Source organism: Actinomycetes bacterium, assembly GCA_036510875.1.
Classification (GTDB): domain Bacteria; phylum Actinomycetota; class Actinomycetes; order Prado026; family Prado026; genus DATCDE01.
Map to the genome: position 1 here is coordinate 1 of DATCDE010000084.1, position 26558 is coordinate 26558.

26 protein-coding genes and 4 pseudogenes are annotated in these 26558 nt (G+C 71.9%); 19 read left to right on the forward strand and 11 right to left on the reverse strand.

What is annotated here, in order from left to right:
* Both VIM19_04530 and VIM19_04535 read left to right on the forward strand, forming a co-directional pair.
* Window positions 1-404, forward strand: a 404-nt coding sequence (locus VIM19_04530) for an FAD-dependent monooxygenase (protein ID HEY5184174.1), incomplete at its 5' end; no start/stop codon positions are given.
* Window positions 405-462: 58 nt separating this feature from the next.
* Window positions 463-900 (forward strand): hypothetical protein, encoded by a 438-nt coding sequence (locus tag VIM19_04535; protein HEY5184175.1) that lies wholly within the window; start codon window positions 463-465, stop codon window positions 898-900.
* A gap of 39 nt (window positions 901-939) precedes the next feature.
* Here VIM19_04535 and VIM19_04540 read toward each other — a convergent pair whose 3' ends face one another.
* Window positions 940-2628: a TIGR03767 family metallophosphoesterase gene (locus tag VIM19_04540; GenBank protein HEY5184176.1), complete on the reverse strand. Its 1689-nt coding sequence runs from the start codon at window positions 2626-2628 to the stop codon at window positions 940-942.
* Between the two features lie 383 nt (window positions 2629-3011).
* Here VIM19_04540 and VIM19_04545 point away from each other — a divergent pair, with 383 nt between their 5' ends.
* The 5 genes from VIM19_04545 to VIM19_04565 all read left to right on the forward strand — a co-directional run bounded on the left by VIM19_04545 (window position 3012) and on the right by VIM19_04565 (window position 8646).
* Window positions 3012-4139 carry an ABC transporter substrate-binding protein gene (locus VIM19_04545; protein HEY5184177.1) on the forward strand — a complete coding sequence of 376 codons (1128 nt, stop codon included), beginning with the start codon at window positions 3012-3014 and terminating at the stop codon, window positions 4137-4139.
* Between the two features lie 46 nt (window positions 4140-4185).
* Window positions 4186-5013 (forward strand): ABC transporter permease, encoded by an 828-nt coding sequence (locus VIM19_04550; protein HEY5184178.1) that lies wholly within the window; start codon window positions 4186-4188, stop codon window positions 5011-5013.
* Window positions 5001-5861 carry an ABC transporter permease subunit gene (locus VIM19_04555; GenBank protein HEY5184179.1) on the forward strand — a complete coding sequence of 287 codons (861 nt, stop codon included), beginning with the start codon at window positions 5001-5003 and terminating at the stop codon, window positions 5859-5861. The genes VIM19_04550 and VIM19_04555 overlap by 13 nt, the downstream gene beginning before the upstream one ends.
* A 70-nt stretch (window positions 5862-5931) precedes the next feature.
* The gene (locus tag VIM19_04560) at window positions 5932-6981 is read left to right on the forward strand and encodes an ABC transporter ATP-binding protein (GenBank protein HEY5184180.1); all 1050 of its coding nucleotides are present in this window, start codon (window positions 5932-5934) and stop codon (window positions 6979-6981) included.
* Between the two features lie 201 nt (window positions 6982-7182).
* Window positions 7183-8646 carry an MFS transporter gene (locus tag VIM19_04565; protein HEY5184181.1) on the forward strand — a complete coding sequence of 488 codons (1464 nt, stop codon included), beginning with the start codon at window positions 7183-7185 and terminating at the stop codon, window positions 8644-8646.
* A gap of 5 nt (window positions 8647-8651) precedes the next feature.
* Here the strand turns inward: VIM19_04565 and murA are convergent, their stop codons facing one another.
* Window positions 8652-9959, reverse strand: a complete 1308-nt coding sequence (gene murA / locus VIM19_04570; protein ID HEY5184182.1) for a UDP-N-acetylglucosamine 1-carboxyvinyltransferase — start codon at window positions 9957-9959, stop codon at window positions 8652-8654.
* A 341-nt stretch (window positions 9960-10300) separates the two neighbouring features.
* On the opposite strand from murA, the gene VIM19_04575 reads away from it, so the two are divergent.
* Complete coding sequence (locus tag VIM19_04575; protein ID HEY5184183.1) at window positions 10301-10504, forward strand: cold-shock protein; 204 nt, start codon at window positions 10301-10303, stop codon at window positions 10502-10504.
* Between the two features lie 72 nt (window positions 10505-10576).
* Here VIM19_04575 and VIM19_04580 read toward each other — a convergent pair whose 3' ends face one another.
* From VIM19_04580 to VIM19_04600, 5 genes and pseudogenes are all read right to left on the reverse strand, one after another.
* Window positions 10577-10825 carry a DUF1876 domain-containing protein gene (locus tag VIM19_04580; GenBank protein ID HEY5184184.1) on the reverse strand — a complete coding sequence of 83 codons (249 nt, stop codon included), beginning with the start codon at window positions 10823-10825 and terminating at the stop codon, window positions 10577-10579.
* Between the two features lie 85 nt (window positions 10826-10910).
* Window positions 10911-11705 (reverse strand): hypothetical protein, encoded by a 795-nt coding sequence (locus VIM19_04585; protein ID HEY5184185.1) that lies wholly within the window; start codon window positions 11703-11705, stop codon window positions 10911-10913.
* A complete protein-coding gene (locus tag VIM19_04590) occupies window positions 11702-11977 on the reverse strand; it encodes a hypothetical protein (GenBank protein ID HEY5184186.1) in 276 nt (91 codons plus the stop codon). The genes VIM19_04585 and VIM19_04590 overlap by 4 nt, the downstream gene beginning before the upstream one ends.
* A gap of 126 nt (window positions 11978-12103) precedes the next feature.
* A complete protein-coding gene (locus tag VIM19_04595; protein HEY5184187.1) occupies window positions 12104-13573 on the reverse strand; it encodes a DEAD/DEAH box helicase in 1470 nt (489 codons plus the stop codon).
* A 166-nt stretch (window positions 13574-13739) separates the two neighbouring features.
* Window positions 13740-14647 (reverse strand): annotated as a pseudogene (locus tag VIM19_04600) (DUF1116 domain-containing protein).
* A gap of 47 nt (window positions 14648-14694) precedes the next feature.
* Here VIM19_04600 and VIM19_04605 point away from each other — a divergent pair.
* Together VIM19_04605 and VIM19_04610 are read left to right on the forward strand one after the other, a co-directional pair.
* Window positions 14695-14922 (forward strand): annotated as a pseudogene (locus VIM19_04605) (SRPBCC domain-containing protein).
* A 301-nt stretch (window positions 14923-15223) separates the two neighbouring features.
* Window positions 15224-16123 carry a carbon-nitrogen hydrolase family protein gene (locus tag VIM19_04610; protein ID HEY5184188.1) on the forward strand — a complete coding sequence of 300 codons (900 nt, stop codon included), beginning with the start codon at window positions 15224-15226 and terminating at the stop codon, window positions 16121-16123.
* Window positions 16124-16132: 9 nt separating this feature from the next.
* Here the strand turns inward: VIM19_04610 and VIM19_04615 are convergent, their stop codons facing one another.
* Complete coding sequence (locus VIM19_04615; protein ID HEY5184189.1) at window positions 16133-16753, reverse strand: L-threonylcarbamoyladenylate synthase; 621 nt, start codon at window positions 16751-16753, stop codon at window positions 16133-16135.
* Window positions 16754-17360: 607 nt separating this feature from the next.
* Window positions 17361-17528 (reverse strand): hypothetical protein, encoded by a 168-nt coding sequence (locus VIM19_04620; GenBank protein HEY5184190.1) that lies wholly within the window; start codon window positions 17526-17528, stop codon window positions 17361-17363.
* Window positions 17529-18139: 611 nt separating this feature from the next.
* Between VIM19_04620 and VIM19_04625 the strand changes: the two genes are divergently transcribed.
* Window positions 18140-18730 carry a TMEM175 family protein gene (locus VIM19_04625; GenBank protein HEY5184191.1) on the forward strand — a complete coding sequence of 197 codons (591 nt, stop codon included), beginning with the start codon at window positions 18140-18142 and terminating at the stop codon, window positions 18728-18730.
* A gap of 13 nt (window positions 18731-18743) precedes the next feature.
* Here VIM19_04625 and VIM19_04630 read toward each other — a convergent pair whose 3' ends face one another.
* Window positions 18744-18944: a hypothetical protein gene (locus VIM19_04630; protein HEY5184192.1), complete on the reverse strand. Its 201-nt coding sequence runs from the start codon at window positions 18942-18944 to the stop codon at window positions 18744-18746.
* A 71-nt stretch (window positions 18945-19015) separates the two neighbouring features.
* Window positions 19016-19297 carry a DUF5655 domain-containing protein gene (locus tag VIM19_04635; protein ID HEY5184193.1) on the reverse strand — a complete coding sequence of 94 codons (282 nt, stop codon included), beginning with the start codon at window positions 19295-19297 and terminating at the stop codon, window positions 19016-19018.
* A 68-nt stretch (window positions 19298-19365) separates the two neighbouring features.
* On the opposite strand from VIM19_04635, the gene VIM19_04640 reads away from it, so the two are divergent.
* The 8 genes and pseudogenes from VIM19_04640 to VIM19_04675 all read left to right on the forward strand — a co-directional run.
* Entirely contained in the window at window positions 19366-21456 is a 2091-nt protein-coding gene (locus VIM19_04640) for a hydantoinase/oxoprolinase family protein (protein HEY5184194.1), read from the forward strand.
* A pseudogene (locus VIM19_04645) lies at window positions 21453-22739 on the forward strand (hydantoinase B/oxoprolinase family protein). The gene VIM19_04640 and the pseudogene VIM19_04645 overlap by 4 nt, the downstream one beginning before the upstream one ends.
* A pseudogene (locus VIM19_04650) lies at window positions 22693-22971 on the forward strand (hydantoinase B/oxoprolinase family protein). Before VIM19_04645 ends, VIM19_04650 begins: the two co-directional pseudogenes overlap by 47 nt.
* Window positions 22865-23317, forward strand: a complete 453-nt coding sequence (locus VIM19_04655; protein ID HEY5184195.1) for a hydantoinase B/oxoprolinase family protein — start codon at window positions 22865-22867, stop codon at window positions 23315-23317. The pseudogene VIM19_04650 and the gene VIM19_04655 overlap by 107 nt, the downstream one beginning before the upstream one ends.
* A gap of 88 nt (window positions 23318-23405) precedes the next feature.
* Window positions 23406-24128, forward strand: a complete 723-nt coding sequence (locus VIM19_04660; GenBank protein ID HEY5184196.1) for an NmrA family NAD(P)-binding protein — start codon at window positions 23406-23408, stop codon at window positions 24126-24128.
* 14 nt (window positions 24129-24142) lie between these two features.
* Window positions 24143-24607 (forward strand): YbaK/EbsC family protein, encoded by a 465-nt coding sequence (locus VIM19_04665; GenBank protein ID HEY5184197.1) that lies wholly within the window; start codon window positions 24143-24145, stop codon window positions 24605-24607.
* Between the two features lie 107 nt (window positions 24608-24714).
* The gene (locus VIM19_04670) at window positions 24715-25896 is read left to right on the forward strand and encodes a CoA transferase (protein ID HEY5184198.1); all 1182 of its coding nucleotides are present in this window, start codon (window positions 24715-24717) and stop codon (window positions 25894-25896) included.
* A partial coding sequence (locus VIM19_04675; protein ID HEY5184199.1) for an acetyl-CoA carboxylase carboxyltransferase subunit beta occupies window positions 25893-26558 on the forward strand: 666 nt, incomplete at its 3' end. The genes VIM19_04670 and VIM19_04675, both read left to right, overlap by 4 nt.

Consider the following 26558-nt stretch of genomic DNA (forward strand, 5'->3'; position numbering starts at 1 on the left):
GGCCGATCCGGGAGAAGGGCATCACGCCGATGCGCAGCTTCGTGGCGGCCCCGATGCGTCACGGCCGGCTGTTCCTGGCCGGGGACGCCGCGCACATCGTGCCGCCGACCGGGGCCAAGGGGCTCAACCTTGCCGCAGCCGACGTCGTCGTGCTGGCGCAGGCCCTGGTGGCCTGGCTGGTGGACGGCGACGAGCGGCTGGCGGACTCCTACTCGGACACCTGCCTGCGCCGGGTCTGGCGGGCCACCCACTTCTCCTGGTGGATGACCTCGATGCTGCACACGCCGCCGGGCCAGGACCCCTTCGACGCCCGGCTGCAGCTGGCCCAGCTGCGCCATGTCACGTCCTCCCGTCCGGCGGCCACCGACCTGGCGCTGCGCTACACCGGGCAGCCGCTGCCGTAGGTCCCTGTTCGGCGGGCCTCGGTGCGCCCTACGGTGGCTGTGGGCAGAGGAGGTTGCGATGTCCTCAGCACCGGTGACGGTCCACCGGCACTCGACGACCGCCCGGCGGTTCGGCTATCTAGTCGCGGCCGCGGTAAACCTGCTGCTGCTGTTCCTGGTCCTGGTGTGGCCAGGATGGGCGGCGCTGTCGTTCCTCACCGAGGAGTTCACCCGGGTCGTCGGCCTGCTCAGCGCGTCCCTGGTCGTCGGGGCGGTCGCCAACCTGATGTACGTGGTCGCCGACCCGCCGTGGGTGCGGTCCCTCGGCCAGCTAGTCGTCTCCGCATTCTCGCTGGCGGTCACGGTCCGGCTGCTTCAGGTTTTCCCGTTCGACTTCTCCGGCTGGTCCTTCGATCCGAGCTGGCTGGTCCGCCTGCTGCTCTGGCTCGGCGTCGTCGGCACCGCGATCGGGATCGTCACCGAGATGGTCCGCTTGGTCCGTGACCGCCGTCCATGAAGGTGCGGTGAGTGCGACCACGCGCACAGAAGGGCACCTTCATGAAGACGAGGGGTCGGTGACGTCCGCGCGGAAGGGTGCCGGCAGCAGCAGCTCGACGTTTCGGTCAGCCCGCCGTCCTCCGCCCCACGGCGGGTCTTCGGGCCGGGCCCGCCGCTGCGGATCGGCTGCGGCCAGCTCCCTGGCCAGGGCCGCCAGGGCTACTGGCTCGTCCGACCCGTTGTAGGCCAGCGGCGCGGCGTGGTCCAGGACGGTGGCGACTGCTGAGAGGGTGCCGTCGCCGTTGTCGAACAGCTCGATGGCCCTGGCTTGCTGCGGCCAGTCGATGTGGGAGCTGGTGGTCACCTGCCAGAATCCGCCGGGCACGGGGGAGCCGTGCGGCCGGGCGTGGGCGCTGACCCGGTGCATGTGGGTGTGCCCGTTGGCCCACAGGACGACGTTCGGGTAGCGCAGCAGCAGCGTGCGCACCCCGTCCGCAAGCGCCCGGCGCTCACCCTCGGGGGCGGTGCCGTTGATCAGAGTCTCCAGCGGGTGGTGGCTGAGCAGGACGACGTAGCGGTCCGCCGCCTCGTGCCTGACGAGCTCCCCGTCGGCGGTCAGCCAGGCCGAGGACACCTCCTGGAGCTGGCTCTCGAGCCAGGCCAGCTGGTCGAGGTCAAGGGAGCCCTGCCAGCCTCCGTGCGGGTTCACGGTGTCCAGGGCGACCAGCCGCACCGGCCCCACGTCGAGGCTCCAGTAGGCGGTCCCCTCGGCCAGGTTGCGCTCGTCGAAGCCGTGCCCGACGGGATGGCCCGAGGTTGCGAAGTGTTCGCGGACCACCTTGTCCCGGTCCAGAAGACGCCGCCGCGGGTCTGGTGCGATGGTCCGGGTCGGTCCGGTCAGCAGCGTGTCGATGGCGTCTGGGTGAGTGGTGGCGCCGCCCCCGTCGAACAGGGAGACCACCTCGACGGGATCGGTGCCCGGCGTCAGGTCCACAACCTTCTGATCTCCGACGGCCGCCTCGCGGAGCAGGCCGTCGACCGGGGCGGTGCCCTGCACCATCTGGTCGTGGTTGCCGTGGACGGCGTACCAGGGCATGGCCAGGCCCGAGGCGGCAAAGGGCCGGCGTACTGCGTCAAGGAGGCCCGGGACCTGGGGCAGCCCGTCGCGCGCGCGGTACCGGTCGTCGGCCTGTCCGGGCGGGGTGCCATCGGGATGCCAGTACTCGGGGTCGTAGGCCACGCTGTCGGCCACCCCCTCGTACCGGTTGAGGTCGCCGGAGTCGGGGCGAACCTCCCCGCCGTCCAGCAGGTCGATGTACCAGCGCAGCTCGTTGTGCTGCGCGTTGTCCGTGGCGTCACCGGTGACCACTGCGAACTGCAGCGGGACGCCGGAGACCGGCGCCGCTGGCAGGGCGTTGACGGCCGTGACCATGGCTTCGACGACCTGCGCGGTGAACAGCTCCTGGGGTCGGTAGGTGCCGATGATGCCCAGCCGATCCCGGTGCGCGGAGTCCGGATCGCCGTACCTGTCGAGGTACTCGATGCGGGCGGGTGACTGGTGGTCCATCACATGCAGGTCGGACATCTGGGCGAACGCGACCAGCACCCGCCGCTGCCCGGGCCCGGAGCGGTGGTCGCCGAGCTCCGCGAGCAGCAGGTGCTCCTCCCCGGGGCCAGTCGTCAGCCCCTGCGGGCCAGGGACGATGGTCTGGTCGAGCGTCGTCCGCCCGGGTTCGCCACTGGTCATACCGGTCCTCCGGCTGTCGGCGCCGGACCGGCTGCCAGCCAAGGTGGCGGCACGCGGGCCACGGGTACGAGGAACGTGCAGACGCTCGCCACGGGAGCACCGTACGGGTCCGGTGGGATTCCCGCACGCTCGGGGGAGTTCCCGTAATCTCCGATGATGAAGCCCTGTCACCGCGGCGGTGAGGCGGGTAACGGTGAGTTGAACTGCGGATGGCAATTGTGTGCGAACGACCAAATATCAGTTTGGCGGAAACCGAGTAGGTACATTCCTCCTTGAGCTTCGGGGAGCAGCGGGCTGGACGGATGCAGTCGCCGTCTCAGTCGTCGAAGTCGTCGAAGTCGTCGTACCACCCATTCGATCGGTCGACCCGAGGGAGACGGCAAGTGAGGGCAGCACGCGCGAAGGCGCTGACCGGAATTGTGGCGCTGGCGTTGGTGGTGACGGGGTGCTCATCGAGCTCGGGCGGGTCCAGCTCCTCGTCAGGCACCGACTGGGCCACCACCACCTCGGCCGCCGCGGGCGGTGGGATGGACGCGCTCGTCGCGGCGGCCAAGAAGGAAGGCACGCTGAACGTGATTGCGCTGCCCCCGACCTGGGCCAACTACGGGGCGATCATCTCGGCGTTCACCGCCAAGTACGGGATCAAGGTGAACTCGGCGAACCCGAATGGCAGCAGCCAGGAGGAGGTCAACGCCGTCAAACAGCAGGCTGGCACGGCCGCGGCTCCGGATGTGCTCGACATCGGCATGTCGGTTGCATTGGCCAACACCAGTCTGTTAGCTCCGTACAAGGTGGCCACCTGGAACGACATCCCGTCGGCCCAGGTCGAGCCGACCGGCCTGTGGTTCCAGGACTACGGCGGTTACATGGCCATCGGCTACGACTCGGCCAAGTTCGGCACGATCTCGTCGATCAACGACCTGATGGGCTCGAAGTTCAAGAACGCCATCGCGCTCAACGGCAACCCGACCCAGGCCAACGCCGCGCTCAACGGCGTGATGATGGCCAACCTCGCCGTTGGGGGAACACTGGACGACATCGCCAAGGGTGTGGACTTCTTCCACCAGCTCAAGCAGGCCGGCAACTTCGTCCCCGTCCAGGCCACCACCGCCACGGTGAAGGCGGGCACGACACCGGTCGTGTTCGACTGGGACTACCTGAACGCGACCCACGGCGCCGACGTGCCCAGCTGGAAGCTGTTCATTCCGAGCAACGCGATTCTCGGCGGGTACTACGCGCAGGCCATCAATAAGCAGGCGCCGCACCCAGCGGCGGCCCGGCTGTGGGAGGAGTTCCTGTACTCCCAGGACCCGCAGGGCGGTCAGAACCTATGGCTGCAAGGCGGCGCCCGACCGGTTGAGATGCCCGCGATGATCGCGAACAAGTCCATCGACACCGCGGCTGCTGCGAAGCTGCCGCAAGCGGCCGGGTCGGCGGTCTTCATGAGCGCGGACCAGGCCAGCGCCGCCTCCGCCTACCTGGCTAAGAACTGGGCTTCGGCCATCAAGTAGTGGGGAGAAGGCCGTAGCTACGACCGCAGTGGCCGGCGTCCGGCCCGTGAGGGCCGGGCGCCGGCTGCCGCTCGCCTGGACGGGAACGATCCCGTTCTTCGCCTACGTGGGGCTCTTCCTGCTGCTGCCCACCGGCATCGTCGTGTGGAACTCGCTGACGGACGCCAGCGGCAAGCTCAACCTCGGCAGCATTAAGACGCTGTTCGACCCCGCCGTTCGGATGTACTTCGTCAACTCACTCGAGCTGAGCGCGATCAGCGCGGTGGTCGGGGCCGTCTTCGGCGCGGTCATCGCGTACGCGGTGGCTTCAGGCAACCCCGACGGGCTGGTCCGTCGGCTGGCGACTGCCGGGTCCGGGGTGCTCGCACAGTTCGGCGGGGTCACCCTCGCGTTCGCGTTCAACGCGGCGATCGGCCCCACCAGCGGGTTCCTGACGAAGGCGTCCTGGTACTACGACTTCCCCCAGGGAATCTCCCTGATCTACGTGTACTTCCAAGTTCCGCTGATGGTATTGGTGTTCCTGCCCGCAGTGGACGGCATGAAGATGCAGTGGCGGGAGGCCACCGAGAACCTCGGCGGCTCCACCTGGCACTTCTGGCGGCACGTCGGCGGACCCCTGCTGGCCCCTGCCTTCCTGGGCAGCACGCTCCTGCTCTTCGCCAACTCGCTGTCCGCATACGCCACCGTCCAGGCCTGGGAGAACCAGATCGCCTACGTGGTTCCGCAGCAGATCAGCATCGCCATCACCAGCGAGGTGGGTCTCGCCTCGGCCAACGAGGCTCAGGTGCTGGCTTTGGGCATGGTGATCGTGGTCGCCGTCGTCATGGTCTCCTACACCCTCCTCCAGCGGAGGACGTCCCGATGGCTGCGGTGACACCGGTCGGCGCGGTCACCCCCGCCGAGGTGGAGGCCCCGCAGCCACGGGGTTCGATGCGCTCCTCCCGGCTGCGTCGGCTCAACCTGTTCCGCTGGACCGTGTTCACCCTGGCGACGCTGTTCTTCCTGTTGCCCTTGTTCGCCATGGTCCGGTTCTCGTTCGTGGGGACGCAGCCAGGGGAGTACACGATCTCGGCGTGGACCCAGATCGCGTCCTACCCCGGTCTGCTGGACGCCATCCGGATCACCCTGGAGCTCGCGGTCATCACCGTGATCGTCGAGCTGTCGCTGTTGGTGCCGACGATGATCTGGGTTCGGCTGCGCGTGCAGTGGCTGAGCCGCACCATCGAGTTCCTGTGCCTGCTGCCGCTGACGATCCCGGCGATCGTGCTAGTGGTCGGGCTGGCCCCGGTGTACCGAAGCGTGCGGCAGCACGTGAGCCTGTCGCCGCTGCAGCTGTTCTGGGCCTATGTGATCCTCGCTCTGCCCTATGCCTACCGGGCGCTCGCCGCAGGGCTGGACGCGATCGACGTCCGCACGCTGGCCGAGGCCGCCCGCAGCCTGGGGGCCAGCTGGTTCACCGTGATGGTGCGGGTCGTGGCCCCCAACATGTGGCAGGCGCTGCTGAACGCGATGCTCCTGACGACCGCCCTGGTGCTCGGTGAGTTCACCATCGCCAGCATCCTGCTCTACACCAACCTGCAAGTCGCTCTCTACCAGATCAGCCGAGCCACGCTCGACGCCGGCGTCCTGTTCTCCACGTCAGCGGCTTCGCTGCTCTTCGCCTTCCTTCTTCTGCTCATCTTGTCCTATGTGGGCCGCCAGCGCGGCCGCGAACGAAGGTGACGACGTGACGTCCTCGGTGACCGACGCCAGACCTGCTCCCGCTTCCGGGAGGGCGGGCGTCGAGGTCCGCATGAAGGGCCTGCGCCGTGAGTACGGTCCCGTGGTCGCCCTGGACGGGCTCGACCTCACGCTGCACCCGGGCGAGCTGGTCGCGCTGCTTGGGCCGTCCGGCTGCGGCAAGACCACCACGCTGAGGTTGCTCGCGGGGCTGGAGGACGCCGACAGCGGGACCATCACGGTTGACAACCAGGAGATCACCCGGCTGCCGGCCAGCAAGCGCGACATGGGCATGGTATTCCAGGCGTACTCGTTGTTTCCGCACATGACCGTCCGGCAGAACGTGGCCTTCGGGCTGAGGCTCCGTCACGTCAGCAGGGCCGAGCGCGATCGACGCGCGCTGGAGATGCTGGAGCTGGTCGGGCTGTCGAGCCAGGCAGACCGGTACGCCCATCAGATATCGGGAGGGCAGCAGCAGCGGGTCGCGCTCGCGCGTGCGCTCGCGATCCAGCCGCGGGTCCTGCTCCTCGACGAACCGCTGTCTGCCCTGGACGCCAAGGTCAGGGCCCAGCTGCGCGACCAGATCCGCCGGATCCAGCTCGAAGTCGGGATCACGACGCTGTTCGTCACCCATGACCAGGAGGAAGCCCTCGCGATCGCCGACCGGGTCGGCGTGATGCGCGAAGGAAGGCTCGAACAGCTCGGCCCACCCACCGAGGTCTACAGCCGGCCAGCCACGTCGTTCGTCGCCGAGTTCGTCGGGCTGACCAATCGGCTGGCTGGAGAGGTGAGCGGAGGCGAGGTCACCGTCCGGGGAGTCCGGCTGCCGTTGGTCGACGCTTCGACGCCCGACGGTCCGGTGACCGCTCTGGTCCGGCCCGAGGCGGTCATGGTGGCCCCGGAGGCCCCGACCGACTCGGGACCACTGGTCGGCACGGTGATCGCCACGACGTTCCTGGGGGCCACCAGCCGGATCACCGTGGATCTTGGCGACACCACGATCATGGCCCAGCTCAGGACCGCCGAGGCTGCCGCCCTCCCCGCCGGCAGCAGGGTGACGCTGGCGATCAGACTCGACCCTGTCCTCGTTTCGGATGACCACCGCGAGGCTGCCGCCGGTTGACCGGCCGGGCTCTCTGAGCCGAACCGAGGCAGCGACTTCTCGGGGCAGCCCCATGACTCGCTGGGTCCGCGCCGGCTCCCCGGCGCGTCATGGGAAAATGCGGCGGGGCACCTCCCCTGCGTGGTCCACCGGGGATCCGGCGGCCCGGGTGGGTTGTCCCCTACGGTGCGGGCCGTCCAAGGCGTTCACAAGGAGGGATCGGTGACGGCATCGCGCCGGCTCGGCAAGCTGTTCGTCGAGACCCCGCGCCCCGACCGCGTCCGCACGCATCGCCACGCTCCCTGGATGATCGTCGGCACGGTGTGCATCGGTGCGTTCATGGGCCAGCTCGACGCCAGCATCGTCACGCTGGCCTTCCCCACGATGCAGCGCGAGTTCGGGGTGTCCATCGGGGAGATCGAGTGGGTGGCGCTGTCCTACCTGCTGACCCTCGTCGCCCTGGTCACGGTGATCGGCCGGATCGCCGACATGGTCGGGCGCAAGCTGCTCTACACCTACGGGTTCGCGCTGTTCACCCTGGCCTCCATCGCGTGCGCGCTGTCCCCGAACCTGGACTTCCTGATCGGCGCCCGGGTGGTGCAGGGGGTGGGCGCGGCCTTGCTGCAGGCCAACTCGGTCGCGCTGATCAGCACCGCGTTGCCGCGGGCGATCCTCGGCAAGGGCATCGGGATCCAGGGGGCGGCCCAGGCGCTCGGGCTGGCGATGGGCCCGGCGGTCGGCGGATTCCTGGTGGCGCTCGGCGGTTGGCGGCTGATCTTCTGGGTGAACGTGCCGGCCGGGATCGTGGGCTTCGTCCTCGGCTGGTTCCTGCTGCCGCGGTCGCAGCACCTGGCGGCCAAGCAGCCGCTGGACAAGTGGGGGCTGGCGCTGTTCCTGCCGGCGGCGGTGCTCACGATGTACGGGCTGTCCCTGGCCGGACGGACCCCGCTCCCGATGACCGGCGTCGTCGTCACGCTGATGCTGGGCGTCGTGCTGTTCGCCCTGTTCACCTGGTGGCAGCTGCGGGCACCGGCCCCGCTGGTCGACCCGCACCTGTTCCGGAGGGCGGCGTTCACCGCGGGCATCGTCAGCGGGCTGCTGTCCTACCTGGTGCTGTTCGGGGTGCTGTTCGTGATCCCGTACTACCTGGAGGGCACCGGCCTGGCGGGGCCCGGAAAGGTCGGCCTGGTGCTGACCGCGCTGCCGGTCGCCCTGGGCCTGACCGCACCCTTCGCCGGGACGCTCGCCGACCGGGTGGGCGCCCGCACGCCGACCGTGGTGGGCATGCTGCTGGCGGCGCTGGCGCTGGCGCTGCTCTCGTTCGTGCACGGAACGCTGGGCCTGGTGACCGCCGGCCTGGCCGTCGTCGGTGCCGGGCTCGGGGCGTTCACGCCGCCCAACAACGCAGCGATCATGGCGGCGGCTCCGCACCACCAGTCCGGGCTGGCGAGCGGTGTGCTCAACATGACCCGCGGCATGGGCACGGCGCTGGGTGTCGCCGTGACCGGCCTGGTGTTCGCGACCGCCTCGCGGCATGCACCTGTCGACGGCACGGCTGCGGCCGACGTGACCCACGGCTTCAGCGTCGCCATGCTCGCCCTGGCCGGGACGGGGCTGCTCGCCGCGACGATGTCGGCGTTCCGCGGCGCCGGGCGTGGCCTGACCGCGCAGCCCTTCGAGCTGTAGCCCGGTCAGGAGATGCTGGCGCCCAGCGCGCTGAGCTTGTCCTCGAAGTTCTCGTAGCCGCGGTTGATGAGGTCGACGCCGCGGACCGTCGAGGTGCCCTGTGCGGTGAGCGCCGCGATCAGGTAGGAGAAACCGCCCCGGAGGTCGGGGATGGTCAGGTCGGCGCCCTGCAGCTTGGTGGGACCCGAGATGACCGCCGAGTGCAGGAAGTTGCGCTGGCCGAACCGACACGGGGTGGCGCCCAGGCACTCGGGGTAGAGCTGGATCACGGCACCCATGGACACCAGCGCCTCGGTGAAGCCGAACCGGTTCTCGTACACCGTCTCGTGCAGGATGGACAGCCCGGTCGCCTGCGTGAGGGCGACCGCCAGCGGCTGCTGCCAGTCGGTCATGAACCCCGGGTGCACGTCGGTCTCCAGGGCCAGCGAGTGCAGGGGGCCGCCCGGGTGCCAGAACCGGATCCCCGCGTCGTGCACGTCGAACTCCCCGCCCACCGTGCGGAAGACGTTGAGGAACGTGGTCAGGTCCCCCTGCTTGGCGCCGAGCACGTCGATGTTGCCGCCCGTCGCGAGGGCGGCGCTGGCCCACGAGGCCGCCTCGATCCGGTCGGGCAGCGCGCGGTGCACGAAGCCTCGCAGCCGCTCCACGCCTTGGATGCGGAACACCCGGTCGGTGTGCACCGAGATGATCGCGCCCATCTTCTGCAGCACGGCGATCAGGTCGAGGATCTCCGGCTCGACCGCGGCGTTGCGCAGCTCGGTGGTGCCCTGGGCCGTCACCGCGGTGAGCAGCACCTGCTCGGTGGCTCCGACGCTGGGGAAGGGCAGGGACAGCTTGGTGCCGCGCAGGCCGTGGGGCGCGGACAGGTGCAGGCCGTCCGGGGCCTTCTCGATGACCGCGCCGAACTGCCGCAGCGCCTCGAGGTGGAAGTCGATCGGGCGGTCACCGATGCGGCAGCCGCCCAGGTCCGGGATGAACGCCCGGCCGAGCCGGTGCAGCAGCGGCCCGCACAGCAGGATCGGGATCCGGCTGGAGCCCGCGTGGGCGTTGACCTCCGCGACGTCGGCCTGCTCCACCTGGCTCGGGTCGAGCACCAGCTCGCCGTCCTCGGCCCCGGCGCTGACTGAAACCCCGTGCAGCTCGAGTAACCCGCTCGCGACGTCGACGTCGCTCACCGCGGGGACGTTGCGCAGCCGGCTCGGGGAGTCCCCGAGCAGCGCCGCGACCATCGCCTTGGGCACCAGGTTCTTCGCCCCCCGAACCGCAATCCGGCCGGAGAGCGGGTTGCCGCCGTGAACGGTCAGCGTGTCCATGCAGGGAGGGCCTCTCGTTCGGGGTTGCGCGGCATTTGGGGCAGATGTCCGGCGTCACGAGCGTACTCTCACCGGCGGCCCACCGGGTGTCCCAGCGGAGTGGAGCGATGGCCGGCTCGCGCCTCCGGCAGCCGTGCCGACCGTCCCCGTCCACAACGCCACCGAAACCTGCTACCGTGAACGTGTTGCAGTTGCAGGTCGAGGACCGTTCTTACTGACGCCCGCAGACTGAAGACAGCGGGTGTTTTGCATTCCCAGCCGATGTGCGGCGCGGAGGGCAAACCCCGGGCAACGTGGTTGTGCGAGTGCGCAGCCGGATCGCCCCGAAGGGAAACAAGCACATGGCTCAGGGAACAGTGAAGTGGTTCAATGCAGAGAAGGGCTTCGGCTTCATCGCTCAGGACGACGGCGGCGCTGACGTCTTCGTCCACTTCTCCGCGATCACCGGCGACGGCTACAAGAGCCTCGACGAGAACCAGCGGGTCGAGTACGACGTCACCCAGGGCCCGAAGGGCCCGCAGGCGGCGAACGTCCGCGGTATCTGACCTCAGTCGGAGAGGGCGGGTGGACGGGTTTTCCGTCCACCCGCCCTTCGCGTTTCCCGGCGGCCCTGGTCGCTAGACTGGCATCGCGGCCTGGACGTCGTTGATCGCGACGTCCAGCAGTTCGTGGGCCAGGTCGAGCAGGGCCCGGCTGACGGCCAGCTCGTCGCCGATCTCGGGGATCGCCGGGTCGCCGGGCTTGCGGCGGGCCAGCCCCTCGCCCTCGAGTGTCGCCACGTCGGTGGTGAGAACCGCGCGGGCGTGCGTTCTGTTGTCGTCCGCCTCGCTCAGGTACACGCGGACGGTCCACTCCTTGGTGTGCATGCTGCCTCCTCAGACGGCTCCTCGCTGCCACCGTCGCGCCGCCGGGGCACCGTCGGCCAGTGCAGATGGTCCCGTCCTCACCCCCTCAGGCAGGTGGGGAGAGGTGCGGCCAGCCGGCGGTGTGGCTGGGGGGACGATCGGTCGTCCACAGTGCACCCTCGGCGGCCTGGCCGACGAGCAGCTCGAGGGCCCGGTCGGGAGCGCTGACCGCGGCGACCGCCAGCACGCGGGCGTGCCAGGCGCTGGCCGAGACGACCACACTGCTCGTCCGGTCGGTGGCCGCCCAGCAGACCCCGCCGTCCACCAGCCGCACCGGGGTCCCGTCCCGGCCGACCTCCAGCGCCCAGCCGGCCGGGCGCGGCGGCAGCCCGGCCACCCGCACCTGGCCCGCGACGTTCACGCACACACCGGCCGCGCCGGCGTCGACCGTCTCCTGGGCGACCAGGTCCGCGGTGACGGCGGCGGCCAGTCCGGTCAGGACGGCGTCCGGGGCAGCGGACAGGGTCGCCGTCAGCGCGGACTCGTCGAGGACCGCGTCGACCCCGAGGGCGAACGGATGGAACCGCCCTCGGGTCTTCTCCCGGCCGAGCACGGCCAGGCCCAGCAGCAGGAGTGTCTCGGGCGCCACGGCGACCGGCCAGCCGGTCGCCCGCGCGAGACGCGCGAAGTCGCTGCCCCCGTCGGACGTCGTCCAGAGCCGGCCCAGCTGCAGGACCCGGTCCCTGGCGTCCTCGAGCAGGTCCGGTCGCTCGCCCACCACGATGACGTGCGCCCGGCCGGCCGGCACGGCGAACCCGATCTGGAAGACCGGGCCCAGGACGGCGTCCGCGGGGGCGTCGAGGGGGTCCCAGGCCAGCCGGTCATGCACCGCCGCGGTCATGACCGCTCGCTGATGGTGTCCGGCCGACGACCGACGACTGGCTCCTCGGTGCCCGTCGTCCACGGCGAGGCGTAGGAGGCAGGCCCGGTGGCCCGCTCAGCGGCGACCACGGTCGGGGCGGCCGACCCCAGCAGGACGGCGGCCAGACTGGCCATCCCGCCGGCCGCCACGGCGGCCCTGGCCGCGCGGCCGCGCCGGCGGCTCCGCTCGCTCGCCGACCGGTCCAGGGAATCCCTCGAGCCATCGGCGTTGGTCCGGTCGCCATCCGCCACGGGTCCTCCTCCGGTTGGTCTGCTGGAGTCTGGGCTTCAGCCTTGGACCGAACTGTGAAGAACTCCTGAGCGGACGCCGGGAGTCGCCTGGGAGCAGGCGGCCTCGGCGGGTCGAACGGGGTCAGCTCAGCGTGCGGCCGGGCTACGCCGCTGCCCCCGGCTCCCGTCCCGGCCCGCGGACGAGCCACCCGCGGCGCGGGCCGGGCGGCGCGGGCCGCGCTTCGGCTGCTCGCCCCGTGCGGACCGGTCGGAGCGTCCAGTCCGGGCCGGGCGGGACGACTGGGAGCGCGACTCCACGGGCCGCTCGGCCAGGGCCACCCCCGTGGGCTGGCGCGCCCCGGTCACCCGCGCCAGGTCGGCATCACCGGGCCGGACCCGGGACCGCTCGGCCCGGACGCCGGCCTGGGCGGCCAGCTTCGACACGTCCTTCTCCTGATGCGGCAGCACCAGGGTGACGACCACGCCGGACTCCCCGGCCCGGGCGGTGCGACCGGCGCGGTGCAGGTAGTCCTTCGGGTCGGCCGGCGGGTCCACGTGCACGACCAGGCCGATGTCGTCGACGGGGATGCCGCGGGCGGCGACGTCGGTGGCGACCAGTACGGGGGTGTTGCCCTCGCGGAACTCGGCGAGGGTGCGGGTGCGGGCGTTCTGGGCCTTGCCGCCGTGCAGCGCGGCCGCGGCCACACCCTGCCGGCGCAGCTGCTTGGTGAGCCGGTCGGCGCCGTGCTTGGTCCGCACGAACAGCAGGGTGCGTCCCTCGCGGCCGGCGATCTCGGCGGTCACCTGCGCCTTGTCGTCGTTGGACACGAGGAACAGGTGGTGGTCCATGCCGGCGCCGGGGGCGTGGTCGGGCTCGACCGAGTGGGTCATCGGGTCGGCCAGGTACCGGCGCACCAGCGTGCTGACGTCGCCGTCCAGGGTCGCCGAGAACAGCAGCCGCTGCCCGCCGGGCGCGACCTGGTCGAGCAGCTTGCGGACGGCGGGCAGAAAGCCCATGTCGGCCATGTGGTCGGCCTCGTCCAGGACGACGATCTCGACGTCGGCGAGCGAGCAGGCGCCCTGCTCGATCAGGTCGATCAGCCGGCCCGGCGTCGCGACCAGCAGGTCGACGCCACGGCGCAGCGCCTCGGCTTGCTTGGGGAACGACGTGCCGCCCACGACCGGACGGCTGCGCAGGCCGAGGGCGTGGCCCAGCGGCTCGAGGCCGTCGTGGACCTGCTGAGCGAGCTCGCGGGTGGGCACCAGGACCAGGCCGCGGGGGCGCTTCGGCGCGGCGCTGGTGCCGGCCAGCCGCGCGATCATCGGGATGCCGAAGGCGAGCGTCTTGCCGGAGCCGGTGCGCGCCTTGCCGAGCACGTCGCGCCCGGCCAGCGCGTCGGGGATGGCCGCGGTCTGGATCGCGAACGGCGCCTGGATGCCGTGGCGGGCCAGGGCGGCGACGAGGGGAGCCGGTACGCCGAGCTCGGCGAAGGACGGCGTGGCCTCGGGCCGGGTGGAGGCGGACAGGGTGGAGACGGACGGGGTGGAGGCGGACGGGGTGGAGACGGACGGGGTGGAGACGGACGGGGTGGAGACGGACGGGGTGGAGACGGACATGCGTGACCTCTCGGGACGGTGGCACGTCCCAGGAGAGAACGAGCCCGGCGCGCACGCGAGCGCACCGAAGGAAGGAAGAGCAGGTGGTCGCTCGCGGCCGACGGCCGGGCAACGCCTCAAGTGTACCCGGTCACTTGTCAGGGTGAGGACGACCGATCGCTCGTCCTCACCCTGACAAGTCGGAGAGGCGGGCCAGGGCGGCGCTGAAGCAGGCGGTCGGCGGGCGCACCGGCCCGGCGCCCACCTGACCGATGCCGGCCACCTTGCCCGCGATCCCGGTGGTGATCCGCGGCAGGATGCCGGTGCGCCCTACCAAGGTCACGTCGATGCCGGTGGGCGAGCCGCGGAAGTCCAGCACCGGGATCTGCTGGCCCGGGTGCTCGGCCAGGGTGATCTCGTACATCTGCAGGGTGCTGCGCAGGGCCTGCGCGACGTCCCCGCCGATGAACCGCACGATCGCCGGCGCGGCGGCCAGCGCGAACCCGCCGATCCCGGCGGTCTCGGTGATCGCCGAGTCGCCGATGTCGGGGTTGGCGTCCTTCGGCCGTAGCCGCCGAGGTACAGCCCGTCCGGCACCTCGGCCGGGGCGGTGAACCACTCGTCGCCCGTCCCGGAGACCTGGATGCCGAAGTCGGTGCCGTTGCGGCTCATCGCGACGACCAGCGTCGACCCCGGCACGTCCCTGGCAGCGTCCGTGGCGATCTTGCAGGCGGGCATGGTCAGGTTGAGGAAGAAGTGGTCGTTGCTGTTGATGAACCGCACCACCTCGGCGACCCGGGCGGACGGCGCGCCGCTCTCCACCAGGTCCGGCACCATCTCGCGGATCAGCAGCGAGGTGCCGGCCCGGTTGCGGTTGTGGCCCTCGTCGCCCATCTGCAGCATCTGGGCCATGATCGCCTTGACGTCGAGCGGCCCGTGCCCGCGGACCGCGGCCTGCAGCAGCGGGCCGAGCACGTCCCCCATCCAGTGCAGCCGCTCCAGCACGTCCGGCGAGTATGCCCCGTAGCGCAGCACCCGGCCGAGGCCCTCGTTCAGGGTGCAGGCGGCCCGGCGCCCGGTGGCCGGGTCGGCCAGCGCCGGGCTGCCAGCGACTGGAGACCTTGGGGCCGGACACCTACCGGATGACCATCACCGCGGGGATCGCCTCGATCAAGGGCACCTACCTCGGCGACGTGGCGCTGGCCGAGCAGAACCCCCCGGGGTCTTTCGTGCTGCGTGCCTCCGGCGCCGGCGGTCCCGGCACGCTCAGCGCCGACGTCAAGGTGGACCTCGGGGACCTCGGCGGCGGGCGCACCGGGCTTCGCTACTTCGCGGAGGCCGTCGTGGGCGGCACCATCGGCGGCGTCGGGCAGCGGGTGCTCAGCGGGGTCGCGCGCAAGACGGCCGGGGAGTTCTTCACGGCCGTGGACGACGTGCTCACCGGCAACGCGGCAGCGCCGACGCCCGTGCCGCCGACCGCACCGGTTGCGCCGGGGGCGGCCGCGCCGGTACCGGCGGCGGTGTACGAGGCGGCACCGGGGGCGCTGGCCGGGCTGGCTGGTGGTGACTTCGTCAAGGGCATTGTGGTCGGTGCCGCGGCGCCGCGGTGGCGCTGCTCGGCGTGGTCGTCGGGGGCATCCTCGGCCGTCGCCGCTAGGACGGGGGGACGTCATGCGTGCGTTCACCGCGGCCGCCGTCCAGCTGGCGCCGGTGCCCGGGCCGCTCACGGCCGCGTCCGTCGCGGCCAACCTGGAGCGGTGCGTCGCTGCGGTCGAGTCCTGCGTGGCCGGCTCGGGTGCCGAGCTGGTCGTGCTGCCGGAGTCCGCGACCACCGGGTTCACCCCGGGGGTGAGCCCTGAGGAGCTGTTCGACCTGGTGAGCGAGGTGCCCGGGCCGGTCACCGCTCCGGTCCAGGAGGTGGCCCGCCGGCTCGGGGTCCACGTCGTCCTGGGTACCTACAGCCGCGGGCCGCAGCGGCCCGTGGTCGCCAACTCCGCCGTCCTGATCGGGCCGGACGGTTCGGTGCTGGGGACCTACGCGAAGACCCACCCGTTCGCCGGGGAGTCGCGCGCAGGCGGTGGCTGGGTGACCCCGGGCGACGAGGTGTGCGTGGTCGAGACCGACCTCGGTCGGATCGGCATGATCATCTGCTTCGACGGGGACTACCCGGAGGTGTCCCGGATCCAGGCCGTGCGGGGCGCCGAGGTGATCGTGCGTCCGTCGGCGCTGCTGCGCTCGGCCGACCTGTGGGAGCTGACCAATCGGGCGCGTGCCTACGACAACCACGTCTACGTCGTCGGGGCCAACGCCACCGGCATCGACCCGGCCGGTGTCCTGTGCTTCGGCAACTCGATGATCGTGACGCCGATCGCCGAGGTGGTCGCCCGCGCGGCGTCGCACGAGTGCTGGGTCTCGGCCCGGCTCGACCCGGAGCGGGCGATGGCCTCGCTCACGCCGGGGTCGAGCGTGCCGCAGACCTTCGACCACCTGCGCGACCGGAACCTGGACCTGTTCAGGCGCTGCGCCGACGACTTGGTGCGGCCGGCGAAGACCTCGTTCCCGCATGCCTGACCACGGTGCCTACCCGAAACGGGCGGGGTCCCCTGCCCCGACCCGGACGACCTCGGGGTAGCCCTGTGACCAGTCCACGACCGTCGTCGGCTCGGTGCCGCAGTCGCCCGAGTCGACCACGGCGTCCAGCAGGTGGTCCAGCTGCTCCTTGATCTGCCAGCCCTCGGTCATCGGCTCGTCCTCGTCGGGCAGCAGCAGCGTGCTCGACAGCAGCGGCTCGCCGAGCTCGCGCAGCAGCGTGTGGACGACAGGGTGGTCGGGGATCCGTACGCCCACCGTCCGCTTCTTCGGGTGGGCCAGCCGACGAGGCACCTCCCTGGTGGCCGGCAGGATGAACGTGTAGGGGCCTGGGGTGACGGCTTTGATGGCTCGGAACGCGGTGGTGTCCAGCTGGACGAACTGGCCGAGCTGGGCGAAGTCCGCGCAGACCAAGGTGAAGTGGTGCCGGTCGTCCAGCTGCCGCAGCCGGCGGATTCGCTCGGCACCCGTCGGGCTGCCCAACTGGCAGCCCAGGGCGTAGCAGGAGTCCGTGGGGTAGGCGATCAGGGCGTCGTCGCGCACCAGCGCGGCGACCTGCGCGATGGTGCGTGGCTGCGGGTCGTGCGGGTGGACGTCGAAGTACCGGGCCATCTGTCGAAGGGTAGGGGCAGTGTGCTCCGGCCGGGCTGTCGGAGGGCTTCGATATCATCGAACACATGTTCGATCCACGGTCGGAGCCCGGCCCGGAGTTGGCGGCCGCGCTGGACCCGCTGCTGTGCGCGGACCTCAGCGACTACCAGGTAGTCGACGCCATCGTGGCCTGGGACCGGGTGGCCTCCTGGGCCACGGCTCGTCAAGCCGAGCTGGTCGCGGAGCTGGCGCACCGCCGCTGCCTGGTGGGGGTCCACGAGGGCGAGCGCACCCCGCGCAGGGAAGACGTCGACGAGTTCGCGGCCGACGAGCTGGCCTTGCACCTGCGGCTGACCAAACGGGCGGCCGAGACCCGGCTGGCGTTCGCCCTGGGAATGGAATGGCTGCCACGGACGGCGGCCGCCCTCCGCGTCGGGCAGATCGACGCCCGCCGGGCCGCGGTGATCGCCGACTCGGTGCTGCTGCTGACCGACGCGGCGGCGGCAAAGGTCGAGGAGCGGGTGCTACCCAGGGCCCCCGAGCAGACCACCGGACAGCTGCGCGCCTCCTGCGCCCGCGCTGTGATCCGCGCCGACCCGGGTGCCGCGGACCGCCGCAACCAGGTCGCCTACCGGGAGCGGGCAGCGGTGCTCACGCCGCTGCCCGACGGCATGGCCGAGCTGCTGGTCCGGCTGCGGGCGGACACCGCGGTCGCCGTGTGGGCGGTGCTCGACACGCTGGCCCGGCAGCCCAGCCGGGCTGGGGCGGCCGGGGCGGCGGCCGATGACCGCACCATGGATGCCCGTCGGGCCGACGCGCTGGCCGACCTCGTGCTGGGCGGGGTCGCGGCTGACGCAGCGACCGGACCGCACCTGCGGGTACTGGTGACGCCGTCGGCGCTGAGGGGTTCGGCAGCAGCGAGCCCGCCGAGCCCGCCGAGTTGGCTGGCTACGGGCCGCTGCCGCCCGCCTTGGTGCGGGTGCTCGCCACCGCGGGTGGCAACCGAACGGTGGTCACCGCGCCGGTCGGTGCGTCGCCGCCCACAGGCGGCGAGGACCGGTATCGACCGTTGGACGCGCTCGACCGCTACGTGCGTACCCGTGACCGCCACTGCCAGTTCCCCACCTGCCGGCAACCGGCCCACCGGGGCGACCTCGACCACATCATCCCGTTCCCGCTCGGTCCCACCACCGCGAAAATCTGGCCGCCCTGTGTCGCCGGCACCACCGGCTCAAGCAACGACCGGGCTGGGGGCTGGCACGCAGGCCGGACGGCACGCTGGAGTGGACGATGCCCACTGGCCATGTCGTACCCACCCGATCCGACTGAGGCGGATCGCTCGCGGGGCGTCGCCCCCGGTGCCTGCAGGGAGTTCCTCGGTGCTCGTCCGACGCCTAGGCTCCTGCGATGCGCACGGGTCGGGTCGAGGCGTTCAGCGACGCCGTCATCGCCATCGTGATGACGGTCATGGTGCTCGAGCTTCGGGTGCCGTCGAGCACGACGTGGGAGGCGCTGAGGCACCTCGTCCCGGTCTTCTTGACGTATGTGCTGAGCTTCGTCTACCTCGGCATCTACTGGAACAACCACCACCACCTGCTGCAGGCCACCGAGCGAGTGAACGGTGCGGTGCTGTGGGCCAACTTGCACCTGCTCTTCTGGCTGTCGCTGTTCCCGTTCGCCACTGGGTGGCTGGGTGAGAACCACGTGGCCGTGCTGCCGACGGTGCTGTATGGGGTGGTCCTGCTGCTCGCCGCGATGGCCTACTACGTGCTGCAGTCGGTCATCGTGGCCGAACAAGGTCAGGGCTCGGCGCTGAAGGCAGCCTTGGGGCGGGACCTCAAGGGCAAGCTCTCGCCGGTGATCTACGCCACCGCGATCGGGCTGGCCTTCGTGAGCCCGTGGCTGTCGATCAGCCTCTACGTCGTGGTCGCGCTCATATGGTTGGTGCCCGACCGACGGCTCGAGTCACGGTTCGGTGAGCTGGCCGAAGAGCGGTAGGCACGCTGTGAGGTCAGCCGGCAGACGTCGCGTCCTGCCAGGCCGCGTAGACGCGGACGACCTCCTCGAGGTCAGGGACCTCCTGCAGCATCGGGTCGGTGAGCACGATGTCGTCCGCAAGGACGATGTACCCGGCGATGCCCTCGTCGTCCGCGCTCTCCACGACATCCACGCGGTGCGGCCCGAACTGGTGGGTCTGGATGACTCGTTCCATGTGACCAAGATTGCCGCTCAAGGCGGCCGGCTCCCAGGGGCGAAGGGTGTGCGTTGTCGGGCACTCGTGACTCATCCGGCGCGCTCGTACGCCTCGCGGAGCCAGTCGGCCACCTCGTCGTCCAGCTCAGCCGCGCAACGCAGCTCGAGGTGGTGCATCCACACCGTCAGCGCCGGGTGGGCCACCGGCTTGAAGTGCGGCGACTGGTCGTGTCGGGCCCGCGCGACCGAGAGCACCACCTCCGTCGCGGGATGGCTCAGCCACTGGCCGGGCAGCCACGCAGCTCGCACCTGCCGTTCTGGGGCGAGCTGGCGGCGTCCGTGGCCGAGGTGGGTGCCTTCCTGCGTGCGCACGACTGACGGCGCATCTGCCGTCCCGTTGGCAGGTGTTGCCGGAGAGCACGCCCCCGTCGCCCGCTTCAATGACCGGCCTGAGCCAGCCGACACCCAGCCGGAGCCGGATCGGCATCGACACGGGCGGCACCTGCACCGACGTGGTGGCGCTCGACGAGGCCACTGGGAGGCTGGTGACCACCAAGACGCCGTCCACGCCGGTGAACCCGGCTGACGGTTTCATGACCGGGGTCGCCAAGGTCCTGGCCCTGTTGGAGCGGGACGGCGGTGACGTGTCGGCCGTCAGCCACGGGACGACGGTGGCCACCAACCAGCTGCTCGAGGGCAAGGTCGGCACCTTGGGCTTCATCACCACCGAGGGCTACGAGTTCATGCTCGAGATCGCCCGGCAGTCGGTGCCGGACGGCTACGGCAACTCCTACTTCTGGGTGAAGCCGGACCGGATCGTGCCGGCCGATCGGGTCCGCACGGTCGGTGGCCGGCTCGACCACCACGGGCACGAGCTGCGCCCGTTCGACGAGGAGCAGGCCCGCGAGGTGGCGCGCTGGTTCCGCGACCGGGGTGTCACGACCCTCGCGGTGAACTTCCTGCACGCCTACGCCGACCCCGACCACGAGCGCCAGATGCGCGAGATCCTTCGGGAGGAGCACCCGGACGCCGTCGTGTCGATCTCCTCCGACGTGCTGCGTGAGTACCGCGAGTACGAGCGGTCCATGACCGCCCTCGTCGACGCCGCGGTGAAGCCCACGATGGCCCGCTACGTCGTCAACATCCGGCACCGGCTGGACGACGTCGCGCCGGGCGTGCCGTTCTACATGATGAAGTCCAGCGGCGGGGTGCTCTCCGCTGACGAGGTGGTCCGGCGGCCGATCAGCACGGTGCTGTCGGGCCCGGCGGCCGGAGCGCTCGGCGCGGCCCTCGTCGCGCCCCGGGCGGGGTTCACCCAGGTGCTCACCTGTGACGGCGGGGGCACGTCCACCGACGTCGCCGTCGTCCTCGACGGCGAGCCGGCGCTGACCACGGAGGGCACCGTCGGCTCGTTCCCCAGCAAGATCCCGATGATCGACGTGGTCACGGTGGGGGCCGGCGGCGGGTCGATCGCCTGGATCTCGCCCGCGGGCACCCTCAAGGTGGGTCCTCGCTCGGCCGGCGCCGACCCCGGTCCGCTGTGCTACGCCGAGGGTGGCACCGAGCCCACTATCACCGACGCGCACGTCGTGCTCGGCCGGATCCCCCCGCACCTGCTCGGCGGGGAGATCCCGCTGGACGTCGACGCCGCGCGGGCCGGCCTGGTCCGGCTGGCCGACACCCTCGGTCTCGGCCCCGAGGAGTGCGCCACCGGGATCCTGGAGATCTCGGCCTGGAACCAGGCCAACGCGCTGCGCCAGGTCACCGTGAAACGTGGCCTCGACGTGCGCGACTTCACCATGGCCACGTTCGGCGGCTCGGGCTCGCTGCTGCTGTGCCGGCTCATGGACATCCTCGGCCTGCGCGCGGTGCTGGTCCCGCAGAACCCGGGCAACGTCTCGGCGTTCGGGCTGCTGACCGTCGACGTGAAGAACGACTACGTGCGCACCGCGGTCGCCCGGCACGACGTCCTGGACCTCGCCCAGGTGCAGGCGCTGTACGACGACCTGCAGGCCCAGGCCGCCGAGGCGCTGGACCGCGAGGGTTTCCTGCGGGCGGAGCACCGCTACGCCCGCACCGCGGACCTGCGTTACGTCGGCCAGGCGTTCGAGGTCCGGGTGCCGGTCGCGGCCGGCCCCGTGGTCACGGGCGTGGTCGACGCCGCGGCGGCCGCGTTCCACGACGCGCACCAGCAGCTGTACGGCTACTCGTTCCGGGACGACCCCCGGCAGGCAGTGGAGTGGGTCAACCTGCGGGTCTCCGGCGTCGGTCCGATCACCCGCCCGCGGCTGTCCGAGCGCCCGCCCGGTGACGGCAACCCGGCGCGAGCCCGCACCGGCGCCCGCCGGGTCTTCTTCGACGAGTACGTCGACACGCCCATCTACTGGCGGCCGGACCTCGCCCCCGGTGACGAGCTGCACGGGCCCGCGGTCATCGAGGAGTTCGGCTCCACGGTCCCGGTCCACCCGGGCTTCGTGGCCCGGATCGACGTCCTGGGCAACATCGTCGTCCGGAAGGAGCCGGAGCAATGAGCAGCGCGGCTGTGAAGGACGTCGACCCCGTCGTCCTGGAAATCGTCGAGGGCTCGCTCGCGTCGATCGAGCGGGAGGTGGAGACGGCCATCGGGCGCACCGCACGCTCGCCGATGATCCGGGACGCGCACGACTTCCGGGCCGGCATCCACGACCGGCAGCTGCGCAAACTGACCGGACGCTCCTACTCGGCGCTCGTCCACCCGGTGGCGCGTGACTTCCCGCTCGACTCCATGCGCCCCGGCGACGTGTTCTTTCACAACGACGTCTACCTGTCCGAGGGCGGCATCGGCCACCTGCCGGACCTGTGCGTCACCGTCCCGGTGTTCGTCGACGGCGAGGTCGTCGCCTTCGTGCAGGCCTTCGGCCACCACGACGACATCGGCGGGGCCGTCCCCGGCTCGATGCCGTCGCACGCCACGTCGGTGTTCGAGGAGGGCTTGATGGTCCCGCCGATCCGGCTGTGGGACGCCGGCGTGCGCAACGAGGCGGCCCTGCGCATCATGACCCGCAACTCGCGGATGCCCGACTCGCTCGCGGCCGACCTGGACGCCGAGTGCTCGGCCTGCCTGATGGGCTCGCGGCGGCTCACCGAGCTGTTCACCCGGTACGGCCGGGCGACCGTCGAGGCCTGCTTCGACGCGATCGTCGACAAGACCACCGAGACGTACCGGCGGGAGATCCTCGCCAAGATCCCGGATGGCGAGTACGTGTGGGAGGACTACGCCGAGCACGACGGCGTGGAGGCACCGCGGCCGCACGCGCAGCGGATCACGCTGACCAAGACCCCCGATAAGCTGGTGCTCGACTTCACCGGCACCTCGCCGCAGGCCAAAGGACCGATCAACCACTGTGGCGACTATGCCGACGGCAACTTCCTGAAGAAGTGGCTGGCCCCGATCCTGCGCAACCTGGCCGACACCCCCGAGCGGATGGCCGAGCTGGACGTCAACGAGGGCATCGTGCCGCTCATCGAGATGCGGTTCCCCCCGCCCGGGACGCTGCTCACCCCGGTCTTCCCGGCCCCGACCAACGCCCGCACCTTCGTCATCCTGCGGCTGCTCGGCGTGCTGGCCGGGGTGCTCGCCAAGGCGGTCGACGGCCGGATGCCCGCGGACCAGGAGACGATCCGCTACATCGGCGTGTACGGCGAGGACCTGGACGGGCAGCCGTGCCTCATGCGCGAGGTGCTCGGCGGCGGCTCCGGCGGCCGGTACTACGCCGACGGCGAGGGACACCATTCACGTCGTTCCGGACTCGCGGAACCTGCCGACCGAGTTCACCGAGTCGCGCTTCCCGTTCATCGTCGAGCGGCTCGGGCTGGCGGTGGACTCCGGCGGCGCCGGCCAGCTCCGGGGGTGGCCTCGGCTACGAGAAGCACATCAGGATGCTCAAGGACGCCCACTTCATGTCGATCGCGGACCGCTCGATCCTCGCTTGCTGGGGGGTCAAAGGCGGCAAGGCCGGCCGGCCGTTCCAGGTCACCGTCGACCCGGGCGGCCGGAACGAGCGTGAGGTGGACGCCCTGGCCGACGACGAGCCGGTGCGCGCGGGCGAGGTGAGCCGGATCCGTACCACCGGGGGTGGCGGCTGGGGTGACCCGCTCGAGCGGGACGTCGACCTCGTGGTCCGGGACGTGCGGTGGGGCAAGGTGTCGGTGGACGGCGCGCGCGACGACTACGGGGTCGTCGTGACAGGCCCATGGGATGCGCCCGGCGCGGACACGGCGGCCACCGCCGGGCTGCGCGACCGGCTGCGGGCGGAACGCCCGGCCGCCGGGCCGCAGCCGTTCTTCGACCGGGGTCCCGGCTACGCCACGCTGTCCGGCGGCCTCGCGGCCGCCGAGGTCGACTGGTTGTGAGCGTGGACGGGCGCCCGGTCCTCGTCGTCGGCGCCGCCGGCAAGACCGGGCGGGCGGTGCCCGTGCCCTCGTCGCCCACGGGGCCGCCGTGCGCGCCGCGGTCCGCGGCCCAGCGCCGCACGGCGTCGACCTCGAGACGGGCCGCGGCCTTGACGAGGCGCTGGACGGCGTCCGCGCGGTCTACCACCTGGCGCCGAACATGCACCCCGACGAGGTCGGAATCGCGCGCCGGGTCGTGGCCGCGGCCGGCCGGGCCGGGGTCGAGCGGCTGGTCTTCCCCTCGGTGCTGCACCCGCACGACTCGGCGATGCCGCACCACCTGCGCAAGGCCGACGCCGAGGAGGTGGTCCGGGCCGGCGACCCGTCCTGGACCGTGCTGCAGCCGGCCGCCTACCAGCAGAACCTGCTCGCCGCCGCACTCGCCGGGCGGCTCGAGGTGCCGCACTCGCTCGACGCGCCCTTCACCAACGTCGACCTCGGCGACGACGCGGAGGTGGCGGCCCGGGTGCTCACCGAGCCGGGTCACGAGCGGGCGACCTACGAGCTGGCTGGTCCGGAGCTGACGACGGTGCGCGGGCTCGCCGCCGCGGCGTCCGAGGTGCTCGGCCGGGCGGTCGTCGCCGTCGAGAGCGACCGGGCCAGCTGGGCGACGGGCCCGGGAGCGGCCCTGCCGGCCCAGGCCAGGGCGGACCTGCTGGCCATGTTCACGGCGTACGACGTCCGAGGGCTCGCCGGGAACCCGCGGGTCCTCACTATGGTCCTCGGTCGGACGCCCAGCCGGTGGCGCGACGTGCTGCGGCGCGGGTGGTGAGCCAGACTGGCCCGGTGGGCGAGCAGCGCGTGCTGGCGGCACTCGATGGCGCCGGGCTGACCTACCGGGTGATCCGCCACGGCCCGGTGCGCAGTCTCGCCGAGGCGGCGGTGGCCCGCGGCGTCGTGCCGGTCGACGTGATCAAGACCCTCGTCGTGCGCCGCGGCGAGGACGACTTCCTGCTCCTGCTCGTGCCCGGCGACCGGACCATCTCCTGGCCCAAGCTGCGCTCCCTGCTCGGTGTGAGCCGGCTGTCGATGCCCGACGCGGTCGCGGCGCGGGACGCGACCGGCTACGAGCGGGGCACCATGACCCCGTTCGGCTCGCTGCGCGCCTGGCCGGTGGTCGCCGACGAGCGGCTGCGGGGCCGCGAGATCACGCTGGGCGGCGGGGCGCACGGGGTGGCTGTCGCCCTGGATGCCGACGCGGCGATCACCGCCCTGGCCGCCGCTGTCGCGGACGTCACCGACCCCGAGTAGCCGCAAGTTCACAACCCGGCGGCCCAGCGCTGGCGCCTCGCGACGAGGACCCTGGCAGGCTGGGATGAGACCCTCGCGACAGGCACCGACGACGACGGGGAGTGCACGTGGCCGAACCGCTGGACGGCGTGATCGTCCTTGACCTGTCCAGGGCGCTGGCGGGGCCGCACGCCGCGATGATGCTCGGCGACCAGGGCGCCCGCGTGATCAAGGTGGAGGCGCCGGGCACGGGTGACGACACCCGCGGCTGGGGCCCGCCGTTCGTCGGTCCGCAGGACGCGAGGGAGTCGGCGTACTTCCTGTCCTGCAACCGGAACAAGGAGTCGATCACCCTCGACCTGAAGAGCACCGACGGCCGGACCACTCTGGAGCGGCTGGTACGCCGGGCGGACGTGCTGGTGGAGAACTTCCGCACCGGCGCGCTCGACCGGCTGGGCTTCCCGGTGGAGCGGCTGCACGAGCTGAACCCCAGACTGGTGATCCTCTCGATCACCGGGTTCGGCCACGACGGACCGGAAGGCGGCCGGCCAGGGTACGACCAGATCGCCCAGGGCGAGGCCGGGCTGACGTCGCTGACCGTCCCGGCGCCGGACCAGCCGACCCGGATCGGGGTGCCGATCGGCGACCTGCTCGCCGGGATGTACGGCGCCTACGGCGTGGCCTGCGTGCTGGCCGAGCGGGAGCGGACGGGGCACCGTGAGGTGGTCCGCACCTCGCTGCTCGCCTCGATCGTCGGCGTGCACGCCTTCCAGGGGACCCGGTACACCGTGGCCGCAGAGGTGCCGCACGCCCAGGGCAACCACCACCCCTCGATCGCTCCATACGGGCTGTTCCACTGCGCCGACGGGATGCTGCAGATCGCGGTGGGCAGCGAGGGGCTGTGGCAGGTGTTCGCCCCGGCCTTCGACCTCGAAGTGAACGACCCACGGTTCGCGACCAACCCGGACCGGGTGCACAACCGGGAGGCGGTGATCGCGGCCGTGGAGGCGGCCTTCGCGCCGTACCCGCTGGCACGGTTGCTGCCGCGGCTGGCCGAGCTGGGCATCCCGGCGGGCGAGGTCCGCACGCTGGACCGGGTCTACGACTGGGAGCAGACCCGCTCGCAGGGGCTTGTGGTCGAGGTGGACCACGCCACGTTGGGCCGCATCGAGCTGCCGGGCCCGCCGCTGCGCTACGACGGCGGCGGGCGCACCGAGCACGCGGCGCCACCGACCCTGGGCCAGCACGACGCCGCGGTACGGGCCTGGCTGGACGACCTGGACGCTCACGACGCGCAGGCCCCGGAGTGAGCCCACTACGGCTGTCCGCCCTTGAGCTGATCGAGCTGGTCGCCGACCCGGGCAGCTGGACGTCGTGGGACGAGCCCGCGCTCCCGGTGGCCGCCGACGCAGCCTACGCCGCCGACCTCGCCAGGGCGCGGGAGCGCTCCGGGCTGGACGAGGCGCTGGTCACCGGCACCACCCGGATCCGCGGCCGCACCGTGGCCGCCGTGGTGGGCGAGTTCTCGTTCCTCGCCGGGTCGATCGGGGTGTCCGCCGCGGAGCGGCTGGTCCGCGCCGTCGAGCGGGCCACGGCCGAGCGGCTGCCGCTGGTCGCGGCACCCGTCTCCGGTGGGACCCGCATGCAGGAGGGCACCGTCGCGTTCCTGCAGATGGCCAAGATCACCCAGGCGGTAATGGCGCACCGCGCGGCCGGGCTGCCCTACCTGGTCTACCTGCGCCACCCCACAACCGGCGGGGTGTTCGCGTCCTGGGGCTCGCTCGGCCACGTGACTGTGGCCGAGCCGGGCGCGCTGGTCGGGTTCCTCGGTCCCCGGGTCTACGAGGCCATGCACGGCTCGCCGTTCCCGCCCGGGGTCCAGCTGGCCGAGAACCTGCACGCGCACGGGCTGATCGATGCCGTCGTGCCGCCGGGGGCCCTCGCGGACATCGCGGCCAGGGCGCTCGACGTG